This window comes from Collimonas sp. NPDC087041, from assembly GCF_044745265.1.
GTDB lineage: Bacteria > Pseudomonadota > Gammaproteobacteria > Burkholderiales > Burkholderiaceae_D > Collimonas.
On the sequence record NZ_JBIUZX010000004.1, the window covers coordinates 345,361 to 359,985 of the forward strand.

General features: G+C 54.6%; 17 protein-coding genes and 1 pseudogene. 14 read left to right on the top strand and 4 right to left on the bottom strand.

Annotated features, from left to right (window positions below):
- The first annotated feature begins 29 nt into the window (after window positions 1-29).
- The 4 genes from ACIPF8_RS09870 to ACIPF8_RS09885 all read left to right on the top strand — a co-directional run bounded on the left by ACIPF8_RS09870 (window position 30) and on the right by ACIPF8_RS09885 (window position 3,316).
- Window positions 30-341 carry a metal-sensitive transcriptional regulator gene (locus ACIPF8_RS09870; RefSeq protein WP_400420227.1) on the top strand — a complete coding sequence of 104 codons (312 nt, stop codon included), beginning with the start codon at window positions 30-32 and terminating at the stop codon, window positions 339-341.
- Between the two features lie 106 nt (window positions 342-447).
- The gene (gene pilV / locus ACIPF8_RS09875; protein WP_400420230.1) at window positions 448-960 is read left to right on the top strand and encodes a type IV pilus modification protein PilV; all 513 of its coding nucleotides are present in this window, start codon (window positions 448-450) and stop codon (window positions 958-960) included.
- Window positions 957-1,505, top strand: coding sequence for a hypothetical protein (locus tag ACIPF8_RS09880; RefSeq protein WP_400420233.1), 549 nt, complete (start codon window positions 957-959; stop codon window positions 1,503-1,505). Before pilV ends, ACIPF8_RS09880 begins: the two co-directional genes overlap by 4 nt.
- A complete protein-coding gene (locus tag ACIPF8_RS09885) occupies window positions 1,502-3,316 on the top strand; it encodes a pilus assembly protein (protein WP_400420235.1) in 1,815 nt (604 codons plus the stop codon). Before ACIPF8_RS09880 ends, ACIPF8_RS09885 begins: the two co-directional genes overlap by 4 nt.
- 43 nt (window positions 3,317-3,359) lie before the next feature.
- Here the strand turns inward: ACIPF8_RS09885 and ACIPF8_RS09890 are convergent, their stop codons facing one another.
- Entirely contained in the window at window positions 3,360-3,674 is a 315-nt protein-coding gene (locus ACIPF8_RS09890; protein WP_400420238.1) for a hypothetical protein, read from the bottom strand.
- A gap of 408 nt (window positions 3,675-4,082) precedes the next feature.
- On the opposite strand from ACIPF8_RS09890, the gene ACIPF8_RS09895 reads away from it, so the two are divergent.
- The 3 genes from ACIPF8_RS09895 to ACIPF8_RS09905 all read left to right on the top strand — a co-directional run bounded on the left by ACIPF8_RS09895 (window position 4,083) and on the right by ACIPF8_RS09905 (window position 5,658).
- Window positions 4,083-4,403 (top strand): hypothetical protein, encoded by a 321-nt coding sequence (locus tag ACIPF8_RS09895; protein ID WP_400420241.1) that lies wholly within the window; start codon window positions 4,083-4,085, stop codon window positions 4,401-4,403.
- Window positions 4,404-4,501: 98 nt separating this feature from the next.
- Window positions 4,502-5,077, top strand: coding sequence for a TMEM175 family protein (locus ACIPF8_RS09900; RefSeq protein WP_400420244.1), 576 nt, complete (start codon window positions 4,502-4,504; stop codon window positions 5,075-5,077).
- Between the two features lie 134 nt (window positions 5,078-5,211).
- Complete coding sequence (locus ACIPF8_RS09905) at window positions 5,212-5,658, top strand: prepilin-type N-terminal cleavage/methylation domain-containing protein (RefSeq protein ID WP_400420247.1); 447 nt, start codon at window positions 5,212-5,214, stop codon at window positions 5,656-5,658.
- Between the two features lie 69 nt (window positions 5,659-5,727).
- Here the strand turns inward: ACIPF8_RS09905 and ACIPF8_RS09910 are convergent, their stop codons facing one another.
- Window positions 5,728-6,012, bottom strand: coding sequence for a hypothetical protein (locus ACIPF8_RS09910; RefSeq protein ID WP_400420250.1), 285 nt, complete (start codon window positions 6,010-6,012; stop codon window positions 5,728-5,730).
- A 199-nt stretch (window positions 6,013-6,211) separates the two neighbouring features.
- Here ACIPF8_RS09910 and ACIPF8_RS09915 point away from each other — a divergent pair, with 199 nt between their 5' ends.
- Together ACIPF8_RS09915 and ACIPF8_RS09920 are read left to right on the top strand one after the other, a co-directional pair.
- Complete coding sequence (locus ACIPF8_RS09915) at window positions 6,212-6,361, top strand: hypothetical protein (protein ID WP_400420253.1); 150 nt, start codon at window positions 6,212-6,214, stop codon at window positions 6,359-6,361.
- Between the two features lie 196 nt (window positions 6,362-6,557).
- A complete protein-coding gene (locus ACIPF8_RS09920; protein ID WP_400420256.1) occupies window positions 6,558-7,625 on the top strand; it encodes an AI-2E family transporter in 1,068 nt (355 codons plus the stop codon).
- Window positions 7,626-7,934: 309 nt separating this feature from the next.
- On the opposite strand, the gene ACIPF8_RS09925 is transcribed toward ACIPF8_RS09920, so the two are convergent.
- Window positions 7,935-8,198 carry a hypothetical protein gene (locus ACIPF8_RS09925; protein WP_400420258.1) on the bottom strand — a complete coding sequence of 88 codons (264 nt, stop codon included), beginning with the start codon at window positions 8,196-8,198 and terminating at the stop codon, window positions 7,935-7,937.
- Window positions 8,199-8,476: 278 nt separating this feature from the next.
- On the opposite strand from ACIPF8_RS09925, the gene ACIPF8_RS09930 reads away from it, so the two are divergent.
- The 5 genes and pseudogenes from ACIPF8_RS09930 to ACIPF8_RS09950 all read left to right on the top strand — a co-directional run.
- Window positions 8,477-9,574, top strand: a complete 1,098-nt coding sequence (locus tag ACIPF8_RS09930) for an NHL repeat-containing protein (RefSeq protein WP_400420261.1) — start codon at window positions 8,477-8,479, stop codon at window positions 9,572-9,574.
- A 517-nt stretch (window positions 9,575-10,091) separates the two neighbouring features.
- Complete coding sequence (locus tag ACIPF8_RS09935) at window positions 10,092-11,210, top strand: acyltransferase family protein (protein ID WP_400420264.1); 1,119 nt, start codon at window positions 10,092-10,094, stop codon at window positions 11,208-11,210.
- A 45-nt stretch (window positions 11,211-11,255) separates the two neighbouring features.
- Window positions 11,256-12,389: an acyltransferase family protein gene (locus ACIPF8_RS09940; RefSeq protein WP_400420267.1), complete on the top strand. Its 1,134-nt coding sequence runs from the start codon at window positions 11,256-11,258 to the stop codon at window positions 12,387-12,389.
- A gap of 62 nt (window positions 12,390-12,451) precedes the next feature.
- Entirely contained in the window at window positions 12,452-12,694 is a 243-nt protein-coding gene (locus tag ACIPF8_RS09945; RefSeq protein ID WP_400420270.1) for a transposase, read from the top strand.
- A pseudogene (locus ACIPF8_RS09950) lies at window positions 12,660-12,809 on the top strand (IS3 family transposase); the annotation flags it as partial. The gene ACIPF8_RS09945 and the pseudogene ACIPF8_RS09950, both read left to right, overlap by 35 nt.
- Window positions 12,810-13,130: 321 nt before the next feature.
- On the opposite strand, the gene mnmE reads toward ACIPF8_RS09950, so the two are convergent.
- On the bottom strand, window positions 13,131-14,528 hold the full coding sequence (mnmE, locus tag ACIPF8_RS09955; protein ID WP_400420272.1) for a tRNA uridine-5-carboxymethylaminomethyl(34) synthesis GTPase MnmE: 1,398 nt from the start codon (window positions 14,526-14,528) through the stop codon (window positions 13,131-13,133).
- Between the last annotated feature and the right edge of the window lie 97 nt (window positions 14,529-14,625).

Sequence of the window (14,625 nt, forward strand, 5' to 3'; positions counted from 1 at the left end):
TAGTATTGCGCAAACCAAGGAGGCAGATATTGAACGATACTTCCAGCAAAGCGGTGCACGGCACGGCGTTGAGCGACGAGCAGAAGAAAGACCTGTTGCATCGCTTGGCGCGCGTCGAAGGACAGATTCGCGGAGTCCAGAAGCTGGTTGCCAATGCCGCGGTGCCTGCCGACTGCGAGGGCGTCGCCCAGCAACTGGCGGCCGCCCGCAAAGCCTTGGACCGCGCTTTCGTCACCTTGCTTACCGATGCCATCGTGACCCACACCGCCGCTGCCGCCACGCCGGAGGAAGTGCAACAGCGCGTCAAGGATCTGGCAGCGCTGCTCGATAAATTTGCCTGATTCCGACTTCATCCACGCAACAACAAATAAGCGCATCCCGCATTTCTGGTAACTACCGCCGTTCCTATAATGCGATTTCAGGCGAGGACTGAAAAAAGGGAGCGGCATGAAGCCAGCCAACCACACAGCGGCGACACAATCGGGGACCGGCATGATAGAGGTGCTGGTTTCGCTCGTCATCGTCGGCGTTGCCCTGCTGACTTTGGTCGACGTCCAGGTGGCTGCGCTACGCTCCCAGAAACTCGCCTATTTTCGTTTGATGAGTGGCCACTTCAGTGCAGATCTCGCCGAGCGCGTGCGCGCCAATATCCGCGGTGCTCATGATGGCGGCTACAGCTTGTCGCAGCAGGTTTATCCGTCATCTGCTCCGGCAGCGCCGTCGTGTAGCGATGCCGGCGATTGTTCGCCGCGCGAATTGGCCGCCGCGGATATTCACGAATGGCGCAACTGGCTGGCTTATTCATTGAGTGGCGGCTGGGGCGACATCAGCGGTTCGGTCGCGCAGGGTTTTACTGTCCGCGTATATTTCAAGGCGCCGCAAGGACGGTGCGAATCGGATGCCGTCGACGCGGCGCTTCATCCTGACGTGCAGTGTATGTCGACGCATTTTTTCCCATGAGCCGAACTGTCGCCAATCCGATGGCTGGAACGGCGCGCATGCCGCCGCGGCATTTGCGATATGCGCCTGGCGTAGTGTTGCCGGTGTTGCTGATTTTCTTGCTGGCGACGATGGTGCTGGCTTTTGCCGCACTGCGCAGCGCGACGCTGGAAGAGCTGATGGCCGCTAACGCCAATGACCGCTTGCTGGCTTTCCAGGAGGCCGAGCGGGCGTTGCGGTTTTGTGAAAGCCAGCTGCAAATGAAGCCGATTCCAACTACGCTGCCGCAACTGGAACAGGGGCCGCAACCAGCTGGCGGCAAGGGCGCGAAAAACCATTGGGAAGTCGCGGAAAACTGGCGCAGCGATAGCGTCTCCGTCGCCGTCCCGGACAGCTCCAGATCGGCTGTGCCGCCACGTTGCATGGTCGAGCGTTTGCAGCTGCAACGCGGCATGCGATTTCAACTGCGGCCGCCGCCGCAAAGGCCTGCTTTCAGGATTACCGCGCGCGCTGTCGGCGCCGGCGGCAGCGCCACGGTGATGCTGCAAAGTTACCTGCTTTTATGAGACGAATTTTCGGAATCATCCTGTCGTTGTGCATGGCTCTCGCGCATGCCGGCAATCCGCCGCATCAACCGCCGTTCATCTATACCGCCAGCTATGAGTCGGACACATGGCAGGGACACCTCAAAGCCTTCCCGATTACCGACGATGGCGTTTCCAGCGTGGCGCAATGGGACGCGGCCGAGTTGATTCCGCCGTGGCCGCAACGTCGGATTTTTACCGCCGGCGCAGCATTTCAGTGGCGGCAATTGGAGGATGCGCAAAGAGACATGCTGCTGTCTGAGGAGATCCTGCAATACCTCGCAGGCGACGATGCGCTGGAAGTTGCGCATGGAGTCGGTCGCTTCCGCAATCGCAGCGGCAAGTTGGGCGACATCATGCATTCATCGCCGCTGTATGTCGGGCCATCCGATTCTGCTTATCACCTGGTTCCGCCAGCCGCCGGTGGCGGCACGTACCAGGATTTTATCGAGAGCAAGCAGCAACGCCGCGCGATGCTGTATGTCGGCGCCAACGATGGCATGCTGCACGCTTTCGATGCCGTCACCGGCGTCGAGAGGATGGCGTTCATCCCGTTCGCCGTCTTTCCCTATTTGCACGAATTGAGCGACGTCGCTTATCAGCACCGAAGTTTTGTCGACGGCCTATTGACCTTCGGCGACGCCTATCTCGCGCTTGGAGGAACGACTGGCTGGCGGACGATATTGCTCGGTTCAACCGGCAAAGGCGCAAAGAGCCTATTCGCGCTGGATGTCAGCGATCCAGAGAAATTGGACGACAGCAGCGTGCTGTGGCAGAGAAGCGCGGAAGATGATGGCTTTGGCGCTGCGGATGATGACCTGGGTTACCAGCAAGGCGAGGCATTCGCCGTCCACTTGCGCCATGGTGGCTGGGGCGCGCTGTACGGAAACGGTTACGACAGCAGTGGGCGGCGCGCGGCGCTGTATCTGGCTGATCTCGCCGACGGCAGCTTGATTGCCAGGTTATACGCTGGAGCGCCTGACGCCGCATTGTCAAATGGCCTGTCGACGCCGGCGCTGGAGTTCAATCCGCAACGCGAAGTCGTCGCCGCATATGCGGGCGACTTGCTCGGTCATCTCTGGAAATTTGATCTTGATCACATCGAGCCGGACGACTGGAAAGTCGCATTCGGTGGCACGCCCCTGTTTGCTGCATCGGACGGCCATGGCCAACGCCAGCCTCTCGTGCAGCAGCCCTTGTTGGCGCTGCACCCGAAAGGCGGAACAATCGTCATGTTCAGCGGCGGCGCAAGCGCCGATGGTGTTGGCCAGGACGTCAAGCGCGTACAAACGCTGTACGGCATCCGGGAGAAAATCGATGCCGCACCAATCACCAGCCGGGCGCAGCTGCAACAGCAAACCCTGACCGCAAACGGCGACGGCAGCTGGACCTTGAGCCGCAATCCCATCGACTGGAATCGCCAGCATGGCTGGTATGTCGATCTTCCGGAACAGGTCGGCCAGGTAGTCGGGAAATTGCAAATTGCCGACGGCGTGTTGTGGGTACTGACATTTTCTGCCGAACACCAGAAGTCGCATCTGCTTGCGCTCGACTACACGATAGGTGGCGCGGCAGTCGGCGCTGCGCAGGCGACATTTTTGCAAAAGACTTCGATGATCGAAGCGGTTGCTTCAACTGTTACGCCCACCTTTATCCAGTTGCCCGACGGCCGCCGCAGATTTGTGGTGATCGACCGCGACGGCGTGCCGCAAGCGATCGACCTCAAGGCTGCGCATGCGAGTCCGTTCAGGACCTGGCGTCAATTAGCCGTGCCGCCAGGTCTTGCTGATTAGATGCGCATCAATCAATGCCAACGGATGGCGATTGCACGACCTGTTATCGATCGTAGTAATCGCGATAATGTTCACGCTGCCATTCGCGACGCCGCCATTCTTCACGACGCCATTCCTCGTCGCGACGCTCGCGCCATTCGCGGCGTTCACGCCAATCCGGCTCGACATACACTTCGCGCGGTGGGTAATAAACCGGCACAGGAACGTAGCGCGGTTCGTATTGCACCACCGGCGGGTAATACGGTTGCGGTGGCGGTTGAACATAAATGCCGACGCCGATATCAACGCGGGCAGCAGCGCTGCCGCTTGCGCCAATGATGATCGCGCCAAGAGCCAGACATGCCAAAAATTTCTTCATATATTTCCACTTTGCCAGTATTGCACGTGGCGATTTCGCCAAATTGTGAATTCAGTGTACGGACGATGTTCTGCCAGAGGTGTACCGAGGGGCAACAATTGTAACGTTAAGTAAATGCATGTAGTAAAAATGGGAAGGCAATCGCCGAATATCCGGTCACTCATTTGTCGCACGGACAAGTTTGCTGCGGAGCGGCATTGGATCGGGAAATCGGCTGCAAAGCCAATGTAGGAAACGTATTCGCCATATTGAGGGAGGCCGACGGACTTGTCGTTACGGCATGGAAATCAACTACAGAAATGGAATGCGATTTGTACATGCAGTTGCTTTTTGTTTCGCGCCCTGAACTTTTTGTATTTTTTTACCCGCTTGTTCCGATGTATAGTTGGCGCAAAACGGGAGAAGCGCATGAAAACCATCATTCTCGCGGCGTGGCTAATCGTTGTGTCGTGCGGCAGCAGCGCCGAAGAGATATCGAAAGAGGCATGGTGCTCGTCGACATCTCAAATCTACGAGACTGCTGTCTATGCCCGGGAAACCGGCAAGAGTCAAAAAACCGCGCTCGACATGGTGTCGAAGTTCACGGCGATCCCTGTCGATGTGCAAAAAGGCATCGTCCGCCAGGTCTATTTCTCCAAAGAATTCCAGAATGTCGGCAGCCAGGGATTGCGCTGGGCGATCCTCAATATCTGCCTGCATGAATCGAAGAAAGACAAATCCCTCAGGTAGCACCTGAATTCCGTATGCCGGCTGCACGCGCGGCGCCAAATTCCTTGGGTTAGTATCTCTCCCTGCACTGTTGTGTTTCGGAAAAAAGGGAGCTGGGAATGGGTAAAGGCAGGCTGGAAGCATTTAGCGATGGTGTGATCGCCATCATCATCACCATCATGGTGCTAGAGTTGAAAGTGCCGCACGGCACCGATTTTGCCGCGCTGCAGTTGGCCTACCCGGTATTTCTCAGCTATATCCTCAGCTTCGTGTACACCGGCATCTACTGGAACAACCATCACCACATGCTGCATGCGGTGCAGAAGATCAATGGCTCGGTGCTCTGGGCCAATCTGCATTTGCTGTTCTGGCTTTCCCTGATCCCTTTCGCTACCGGCTGGATGGGCGAAAATCACTTCGCTGAGCTGCCGACCGCCCTGTACGGTGTGGTCCTGCTGATGGCCGGCATCGCTTACTACATTCTGAGTCGCAGCCTGATTCGCATGCATGGCGACAATTCGCAGCTGGCGCAGGCGATCGGCAACGACGTGAAAGGCAAACTTTCCGTTGCCGCCTATGCGATCGCCATTCCGCTCTCTTTCGCCAATCGCTGGCTGGCGCTGGGGATGTATGTTCTGGTGGCAATCATGTGGCTGATTCCCGATAGCCGCATCGAGAAAGTCATCCGCAACTGATGTCGGTGGCAGCCTTCAGATTGCGTGACATTGCCATCCAAGCAGTTTTCTTGAAAAGAGAATAAGAACAAAATCGCATTCCACCCCTCTAACAGGAAGCGCAGCCTGCTGCGCTCAAACCTGAGGGGATAAAAATGAAAAATGCACAGCCTTTTCCCGCCGCAACCAAACAAGGTTACACACTGATCGAATTGATGCTGATTATTGCGATCATGGGGATTCTGGCGGCGGTCACCATACCGGCCTATCAGGTCCACGTGAAAAAGGAAAAATTCGCCGAAGTGGTGACGGCCGCTTCGGTAGCCAAGGCCGCGGTTGAAGCCTGCGCGCTACAGCTGAAGACTCTCGCCGGCTGCGATGGCGGCAGCAACGGCATTCCTGCCGATCTCACTGGTAATTCCGGTAATTACGTCGCTTCGGTAAGTACCAGGGATGGCGTAGTCACGGTTGTTCCGCAAGAGAAAGACGGCATTCTTGCCAGCGATACGTATATCGCCACGCCAACCATGCACGGCGCCGACAGTCCGCTGCAATGGTCAACTGCTGGCAGCGGCTGTATTGCGACGGCGCTTTGCAAGTGATCTAGCCGGCGCAAAGGCGCCGGCGTGGCCACACAGATTACAGCCGCCGGTTCCCGGTGGCGCTGCGCTTCAGCCTGCGCCGCGCAGTGCCGTCAGATCGGGCTGAATCCGCAACGGACGCTGCACCGGCGACAGCGCTTGTGGTCGCTGTTTCTCGGCAACATTTTCAACGCCGTCTGCAGATATCGCTTCCAGGAAAGCCAGCACATTGCGGTGGTAATCGACCCGCATCTCTGCTTCCAGCAACTGCCGTTCAGCTTGAAACAACGCCAGGCGCGCATCGCCCAATTCGCGGTCAGCGACCTTCTCCGGCGTCAGGACATACTTCATCGCCAATCTATTAAGCCAGTTCATGTTGGCACCTCGTTTGTCAGGAAGACATACTGATCATAAATCGTTCTGCACAAAGCTGCTGGGAATTGACATCATTTAACAACTGTTGCGGATTCTCAACGTCGAACACAAGGAAACTTGGGAGGCAAATTCGACGCGCCGACTGTGCACGGCGATTAGTGCCACACTAGGGTCTGTTAGCCAACAATAAGGAGCTCACATGAAACGCCTGACTCTTTTGTTTGTACTCGCGACCTTGCTCGGCGGTTGCGTGCTGGTACCCGATCATCCGAGGGATGACGGTCGTTACGAGCATCGCGACGATCGTGGCTATGGCGATCATCGCGATGACAATCCGAACCGTTATTAGTTAACATCGGTAGCCTCGGATCGGCGACAGTCCGAGGTTTTTCATTTTTGCGCCGACAAAAAAATCGGCATGCCTGTCTGTTAAATTAAGATGCATCTATTCGCACAATGCCAGCAACGCCGGCGTCGAGTAACTGTATTCACGGCAGGCACGGATAACGCCACGTCTGAAGCATCCTAACAAGAAAAGAAATCCTATGACCCTACGCAAGCCAGGTGAGCCCGAACCCAGCAACAAGAAAATCCAGCACGCCGCATCGACCGTGCTTTACGCACTGCTCGTCATCCTCGCGCTGTGGGTGGTGCGCGACTTTATCCCCGCGGTGGTGTGGGCTGCGGTCATCGCGATAGCGTTGTGGCCGCTGCTGCAGCGCCTGGAGCCCAAGCCGGGATCGCGCGCTCGCACGGCTGGTATCGCCCTGCTGTTGACCGCCGCAGTCGGGCTGTTCATTGTGCTGCCGTTTTTGCTGGTGCTGACGCAAGCCGCGCATGAGTCGCACGAACTCATCGCCTGGTTCAAGCAGGCTGAAGCGAACGGCATTCCGCTGCCGGCCCTGGTTGAGCATTTGCCTTTTGAGTCTCAGCAGGTAAGCGCCTGGTGGCAAGAGAATCTGGCACGACCGCTGCACGAGTCACCGGTGGCGAATGGCTTGCATGCCGAGTCGGTGCTTGCCTTTGGCCGACATTTCGGCGCGCTCGCCGCCCACGGCCTGATCCTGTTCGGCTTCATGCTGGTCACTTTGTTCGTCATTTTTCAGGCCGGCTCGAGCATGAGCGGCAATCTGGTCAAGGCCACCCGCCGCGCATTCGGCGCCGATGGCAGCCGGCTGGTGGAACAAATGGCGGCAGCCGTACGCGGTACGGTGTCCGGGCTGGTGGTTGTCGGCATCGGCGAGGGGCTGTTGCTGGGCATCGCCTACGCGATCACCGGCGTGCCGCACGCAACGCTGCTCGGCCTGCTGACCGCGATCGCAGCAATGCTGCCGTTTTGCGCACCGATCATTTTCTGCGGCGCCGCCCTCTGGTTGTTCGTGCAAGGGGCGACCGTCGGCGCGCTTTGCGTGCTCATCTTCGGTTTCGTTGTCGTCTTGGTCGCCGAACACTTTGTGCGGCCGTTATTGATCGGCAGCTCGACACGCCTGCCCTTCCTGCTGGTCCTGTTCGGCATCCTCGGCGGTGCGCAGACATTCGGCCTGCTAGGCCTTTTCATCGGCCCCGCACTGATGACAGTGCTGACGGTGATGTGGCGCGATTGGGTGAAATAGCCTCATCTCTCAAAACCCGGAAGCAAAAAAAAGCCCGCCAGCCTTGCGGCAGCGGGCCCTAAAATCCAAAACTTAGGGAGAGTTGGAGGAGACTTAACCGATATTGAGCCGTCCAGACCATTTTCAATACCTTTCTCGATTATTTTTTACGGAACATCCCCTCCGAATCGGCGACAGGCTGAAACATCACAAGTTATTTCTGTATTGGTAATATTTTTCTGGCGAGAAGGCGATGAGATTTATCCGCCAAACATGTCACCTGACGAATCGCGGTCGCACTTGAAACCTTCGCAAGAGTGGTAAGACGGATCAACGATAGTGAGCAACAACGACGATGCTGATCTCCACCACCAGCAGTAGGACGAGCAACATGCCGAACTCCTTGCGCGTGCTTGGCAAATTCGCTGCTCCACCATCCCCAAATATGGCAAGAGCAATGTATACGAGAATGGCCACGCCCTTGGCCAGTTGAATTAGCGCATTCCAGACAATCTCGGCAAATCTTGACAAGCTAAATCGACGGTATGGCTTGACTACAGGTCGGTGGAACTCTGGTTGCTTGTCGAAAATCATGGTTGTGTATTTTCCTGACGCAGATACGCCAATGAGAGCGTGCTCGCCATGCGAATGTTGTCTTGATAATAATATTTAACTTTACAATTTGCAACACTTTAGAGCATAAGCGGCGATTGAAATCGCGTACTCTCCCTTGGCTTCCGTGCGTTCAGGGCCGCGAATTTACACATGACAGATTTTAGAGCCACGGCCGGACGGAGCTCTAACTGAAGAATACCCATGCTGCTCAATACATCCATACAACAAGCCATCGATTAAAAAAATTGGGACATATAGTGAAAAAACATTATTTAAAGCTGATATCGGTTACTTCCATCGTCACGCTGCTTGCAGCCTGTGGCGGCGGTGGCGATAGTTCCAACTCGGGCACGGGGAGTACCGTCACGCCAGCTCCTGTAGCAGTCGGTAGCGTAACCACGGTGGCCGGTAGCGCCACCACCGGCAATGCGAATGGCACTGGTACTGCTGCTAGTTTTTCATCTATCAACGGCATTGCAGTTGATGCTTCAGGAAACATTTATATCGGTGATACCGGCAACAATCTGATTCGCATAATTACCCCTACAGGAATAGTGAGTACGTTGGCCGGAAGTGGCAGCGCGGGTAGCGGAGACGGTATCGGGAGTTCTGCCAGCTTTTACGGACCTGCTGGAGTAGCCGTGGACAAGGTTGGCAACGTCTACGTGGCAGATGCCAACAACAATCTTATCCGCAAGATTACTCCTGGCGGTGCGGTGACTACGTTAGCCGGCAGCGGTGCCGTTGGTAGTGCAAATGGAACCGGAACTGCCGCCAGCTTCAATGCGCCTCTCGGTGTTTCGGTAGATGGTTCTGGGAACATTTACGTAGCAGACGATGGCAATAATCTGATTCGAATGATAACGTCAGCGGGAGTTGTCTCCACCTTGGCAGGAAACCTTAACAGGGGGGCTGCGGACGGTATTGGTGCTGCTGCAAGTTTTAGTGTGCCGGCAGGTGTCGCGCTCGACGCGACAGGCAATCTCTATGTAGCGGATAGAGTGAACAACCTGATCCGCAAGGTAGCGACAGGAGGTGTGGTGACCACGCTCGCGGGCAGCACAACCCATGGCAACACAAATGGGACAGGCGCCGCTGCCAGCTTTAACCAACCCAACGGCGTAACTGTGGACGCACAGGGAAATATCTATGTGGCGGATTTAGGAAACAGTTTGGTTCGACAGATTACTCCTGCCGGCGTCGTTACTACTCTTGCCGGAAGCGGTGTGCAAGCCGCCGTCAACGGTATCGGGACTGCCGCCAGCTTTAGCAGTCCGACAGGTGTAGCGGTGGATGCGTCAGGGAATGTCTATGTTGCTGACGGTCATTCAGTTCGTAAGATTAGCACCCAATAAGAGTAATTTCAAAAGGGGCTAATGGACGACTACTTTCATACAGAAGCTATCGACCGTTAGCAAAACCTTGTCTGTATTGGCTTCCAAATAATTGACATCATTTTGTGTACTTACCTGCGTACTTAAAACACAAAGTACATCAAATTATCCACAGACTCATGTAAATCCACCCGAATAAAGAAGACAATAACAAAGGCCGCTACTGAGATTAGCTAAAAACTGGCGCCGGTCCGACAGCCTAGGAACGAAGCGCCATTGGTGGCCGCCGCGCCGCAGCCAAATAACCCGCATCCGCCAAGAAAGAGTGCCACTACAGTCAGGGCGCAAATTAAGCGATAACGAGATTGCATCATTTTCCTTTTGCTCTCGCAACCTATAAAGGTCGCACAGTCGCTGCAGTTCCGTTTTCGAATGCTGCCATACTTCTGCTCTGGAAATGATGGGGCGCATACACTTGGCTGCTAGATGTACAATTCCGCAACGAAAACCCCGCCCGGCGCAATAGTTCACTAAGAATATGCAGCAAGAAAAAACAAGAATTGACTCGATACAAGCTCTGCGGGGTGTAGCAGCACTTCTCGTGATTTTGTATCACTACAAGCTCAATCTGAATGGCATTTATCAAAAAGCTAATTTTGGCGACTCGCTATTCGGAAACGGAGCGCTTGGCGTAGATCTTTTTTTCATAATCAGTGGCTTCGTTATGGGCTATGTAACTACGGCAACGACGACGCCCGGCGCATTCTTGCTCAAACGGTTTTTTAGAATCATACCGCTGGCCACCGTTGCTACCGTCGGCACATTCATGCTTGGCGGGAATGAGCTTCCAACGCTACTCAAAAGCTTGTTTTTTATTCCGTTAAAAAATTCTGATGCGCCATTTTATGGTTACAGTTTGCTGTCTCCGGTCTGGACCCTAAGCTATGAAGTGATTTTCTATGGGGTGTTTGCGTTAGCCCTCGCGATATCTCCTAAACGTCGCATTGCGCTGGCCAGTGCCGGTCTTGCTGCTATGGTATTTGGCATGCAGATACTGCTTGGTCATCTGACGATAGACCCCCTTTCCTCTCCGCTTATCCAATGGGACAGCGTATTTGCATCGGTACTGAGTGAAGTGGCAAATCCGCTGTTTTTGGAATTTATAGCAGGGATGGCGATAGCACGCTTTTATTTGAACAATGTAAAAATCCCAAAAAGCTGGATCAATCTTTTCTTCATCGCGACCTTGGGATATTTCTTGTTCACATATGCGCTGAGAGCCAACCTTGCCCATGGACTTTTAGGATACGGCCATGTTTGCGCCCTTCTCGTTCTTGGCGTCGTGTTGTTTGAGAAACACGGTCAACGATTTATCGTACCGGCGTGGCTGATGAAATTGGGTGATCTTTCCTATTCAATGTACTTGGCGCATATCTTTGTCATGATCGTAGTCGACCGATGGAATGACCTCAGTCCTCAAATCAAGGCGACCGTGGGAATGTCGCGGGTTGCATTAATGCTTGCCTTGACCCTCGCACTGGCGTGGTTGTTGTTTTCGGTCGTTGAAAAGCCTTTTATCTTGGTTGGCAAAATGCTTCTCAAATATTGGAATGAAAGGGACATGCAAGTGGCAAACCAGCGGTCATCGCCAAATTAGACAATGCAGCACAAACGAAATTCGCAACCTGGCGTCAGAGTCGACATGCAGAAAGAAAAACAAAATATTGAGTTCATTCAGATGCTCCGTGGAGTCGCTGCGATTCTCGTTGTCTTTTATCACGGCCGGGAAGCAATTAACGGAATTGAAGGCGGGACGATTGCAAATATTTTGTTCATGCCAGGTGGTGCAATGGGCGTTGATCTGTTTTTCCTGATCAGCGGATTTATTATGGTTTGCACGACCTGGAGCAATGACGGTTCGTTGAAATCATACATTGAGTTTTATATAAAGCGCTTTTCCCGGGTTTTCCCAGTCTATGCGGCAATAACGATTCTTGTACTCATCATAGAGGCTATCGCTGCGGCGTCTTCCTATTTCGACATCAATTTTAGCGGCTTGATAAAAGCGTTGGCATTCATGCCGCAAGGGGATAGGGCTAATGGCCCGATCTACGGGCAGCTGCCATTAAGCGTCGGATGGACGCTGAATTATGAAATGTATTTCTATTTGATTTTTGGTGTGAGTCTGCTGTTTCGACGGCTTCGCTGGATCGCGCTTCTCTCGATAGCCGTTATCACTTTGGTTGCCATCCCATTTGTTACGCGATCAGGAGTTTCTACGGACACGTATAAGGCACTCAACTATTCGATCGTCTATCTTAACCTGATAACCAATCCCATAATTTGGCTATTCATTGCCGGTGCAGGCATCGGGATAGCATATAAATCTACACTCGTTATACCTAGCAAGTTTTGGGCAAAAATTGCCGTCTCTACTGCTGCGACTTTAGTTGTATGGCAATATCTATCTCAATACCGTGCCGACCATGGGATATTCATGTGGGGGTTGTCGCTAGTCCCGCTGATGCTCATTCTCACCGTCGCCAGCAAAATCATGAAAATCCCGACACATCCAATGCTCGTTAGGCTTGGCGATATTTCATTTTCACTTTATCTTGTGCACGTTCCGACGAAAGCGGCAATCCAGGCGATATTGGCTTTCACCGGCGTTCCAGCATCCGGGATTTCGTTCTTCATTTTGATGGTTTTTGCATCACTCATCATAGCCACAATCTCCCATCGCTACTTAGAGCAAACACTTTCAAACTGGGTGAGGGATAGACTTCTTTCTTTCTCAAATAGAAGTTCGAAAACCTTGGGCGCTACAGCGACATAGTGGTCTTCCCCCAGCGTGACGGACACTTTCGATAGCTACGATGTCACTATCGGAGGTATTACATGGCACGTGAAAGACGGATCTTTTCTGAAGAATTTAAACGCGAAGCAATAAAATTGGCATTTCAACCTGGCGCAAGCAACGCCGCAATAGCCCGCGACTTAGGCGTCGGCGCCAATTTGTTGGGTCGCTGGTGCAGAAAGTCCAGCGGCGAGAGCCAGACTGGCAGTGGCGACATTGAGAAGGTTTCAAGTCAGGAATACGAGCGCATGCAACATGAGCCGTCGTGGGAATTACAGGGATAACGCCGCGATGGAGAGTGTCTTCTCGACGATGAAAACTGAGCGGCTAAACAGAATGCATTATCGAACCAGAGATGATTTACGCCCAGACGTGTTCGATTACATAGAAAGGTTTTAGAATCCACGACGCCAGCATTCAACTATCGGCTATATCAGCCCAGTACAATTTGAAAATCTAAAATGCGCCTAGTGGAAGTGTCCGTGCTGCCGGGGGAAGGCCACGCTTCACCTTAGGCTTTAGCGCCTTGATGCGGGTGTCATTGAGAGGAGTAGCTGCTTTTGGCATTTTGAGTGCACACTGCAGTACACATGGGTTTGTGTACTGCAGTGTGTACTTTAAAGCGATGGATGTCAACGGTCCTTGGTGGACGATATGAGGCACTATATCTAATGAATATAAGGCTTTTGGGGAGATTTCTGGATACTGTTGGATGACTACTTACTTTCCAATACAAAACCGCGAAAAAATCACCCCCAGCAAATCATCAGGCGTAAACGCCCCGGTGATGCTGCTGAGCCGGTCCTGCGCCAGTCGCAGTTCTTCCGCAAACAAATCCAGCGACTGATCGTTGACGTGGTTGTCGAGTGACGCGTGTTGTTCGGCTATTTCCAGGTGGTCGCGGGCGGCTTTGAGGGCGATCAGGTGGCGTTCGCGGGCGAGGTAGCGGGATTCGCCGGTTTGCTGCCAGCCGGCGATGCGTAGCAGTTCGGCGCGTAGCAGGTCGATGCCGAGGTGGTCGGTGGCGGACAGGTAGATGTGGGTGGCGTCGTTCATGACGTCGACTGCGGGTTTGTGGCCGGACTGGTCGATCTTGTTCCAGATGCGGATCACTGGGGCGTTGGTCGGGAAGCGGGCGACGATTTTTTCGTCGGCCAGCGCCGGGCCGTGGTTGGCGTCTAGCATGTGCAGGATCACATCAGCCTTGGCGACGGCGGCCCAGGTGCGTTCGATGCCGATCCGTTCGACTTCGTCGCTGGCGTCTTCGGCATCGCGGATGCCGGCGGTGTCGATGATGTTGAGCGGGATGCCTTCCAGCTGGATCGTTTCCGTCACCTTGTCGCGGGTGGTGCCGGCGATCGGCGTGACGATGGCGACATCGGCGCCGGCCAGGACGTTGAGCAGCGATGATTTACCGACGTTCGGTTTGCCGGCCAGCACGATATTGAGGCCGTCGCGCAGCAACGCACCTTGGGCGGCCTGGCTGAAGACGTTATCGAGTGTGCTGCGGATGTTGGCCAGTTGGCCGCGGGCGTCGGACTTCTCGAGAAAGTCGATTTCCTCTTCCGGGAAATCGAGCGTCGCTTCAACCAGCATGCGCAGGTTGGTTACTTGCTCGACCAGCGCGTGGATCACCTTGGAAAACGCACCGGACAGCGATTCGGAAGCCGACTTGGCAGCCGCCTCGGTGGATGCCTCGATCAGGTCGGCGACGGCTTCGGCCTGGGCCAGGTCGAGCTTGTCGTTGATGAAGGCGCGCTGCGTGAATTCGCCCGGCTCCGCCATGCGCAAGCCGATATCCTGCCCTGCCGCCAGGCAGCGGCTCAGCAGCATTTGCAGCACCACCGGACCGCCATGTCCCTGCAGCTCCAGCACGTCCTCGCCGGTGTAGGAATGCGGGGCCTTGAAATAGATCGCCAGGCCCTGGTCGATGACGCTGCCGTCGGCGTTTTTAAATGGCAGATAGGTGGCGTGACGCGGCGTCAGCCTGGTTTCAGCGATGCCGCATACTGCTTCAATCAGGGGGCCGAGATGTTTGCCGGAGATGCGGACTACGCCGATGCCGCCGCGTCCGGGAGCGGTGGCGATGGCGGCAATTGGGGAGGAATCGAAAGACATGGAATTATTCTACGAGTGTTGTTAAAGAATGGAAACAACGTTAAGCACAAGGCAAGAAAAAAGCCCGTGAATTCTTGATTCACGGGCTTTTTTACGA

Bases quoted from the DNA above. Each gene is read 5' to 3' on its own strand.
- pilV (WP_400420230.1), top strand. From the start codon at position 448: ATGAAGCCAGCCAACCACACAGCGGCGACACAATCGGGGACCGGCATG.
- ACIPF8_RS09880 (WP_400420233.1), top strand. From the start codon at position 957: ATGAGCCGAACTGTCGCCAATCCGATGGCTGGAACGGCGCGCATGCCG.
- ACIPF8_RS09885 (WP_400420235.1), top strand. From the start codon at position 1,502: ATGAGACGAATTTTCGGAATCATCCTGTCGTTGTGCATGGCTCTCGCG.
- ACIPF8_RS09890 (WP_400420238.1), bottom strand. From the start codon at position 3,674: ATGAAGAAATTTTTGGCATGTCTGGCTCTTGGCGCGATCATCATTGGC.
- ACIPF8_RS09895 (WP_400420241.1), top strand. From the start codon at position 4,083: ATGAAAACCATCATTCTCGCGGCGTGGCTAATCGTTGTGTCGTGCGGC.
- ACIPF8_RS09900 (WP_400420244.1), top strand. From the start codon at position 4,502: ATGGGTAAAGGCAGGCTGGAAGCATTTAGCGATGGTGTGATCGCCATC.
- ACIPF8_RS09905 (WP_400420247.1), top strand. From the start codon at position 5,212: ATGAAAAATGCACAGCCTTTTCCCGCCGCAACCAAACAAGGTTACACA.
- ACIPF8_RS09910 (WP_400420250.1), bottom strand. From the start codon at position 6,012: ATGAACTGGCTTAATAGATTGGCGATGAAGTATGTCCTGACGCCGGAG.
- ACIPF8_RS09915 (WP_400420253.1), top strand. From the start codon at position 6,212: ATGAAACGCCTGACTCTTTTGTTTGTACTCGCGACCTTGCTCGGCGGT.
- ACIPF8_RS09920 (WP_400420256.1), top strand. From the start codon at position 6,558: ATGACCCTACGCAAGCCAGGTGAGCCCGAACCCAGCAACAAGAAAATC.
- ACIPF8_RS09925 (WP_400420258.1), bottom strand. From the start codon at position 8,198: ATGATTTTCGACAAGCAACCAGAGTTCCACCGACCTGTAGTCAAGCCA.
- ACIPF8_RS09935 (WP_400420264.1), top strand. From the start codon at position 10,092: ATGCAGCAAGAAAAAACAAGAATTGACTCGATACAAGCTCTGCGGGGT.
- ACIPF8_RS09940 (WP_400420267.1), top strand. From the start codon at position 11,256: ATGCAGAAAGAAAAACAAAATATTGAGTTCATTCAGATGCTCCGTGGA.
- ACIPF8_RS09945 (WP_400420270.1), top strand. From the start codon at position 12,452: ATGGCACGTGAAAGACGGATCTTTTCTGAAGAATTTAAACGCGAAGCA.
- mnmE (WP_400420272.1), bottom strand. From the start codon at position 14,528: ATGTCTTTCGATTCCTCCCCAATTGCCGCCATCGCCACCGCTCCCGGA.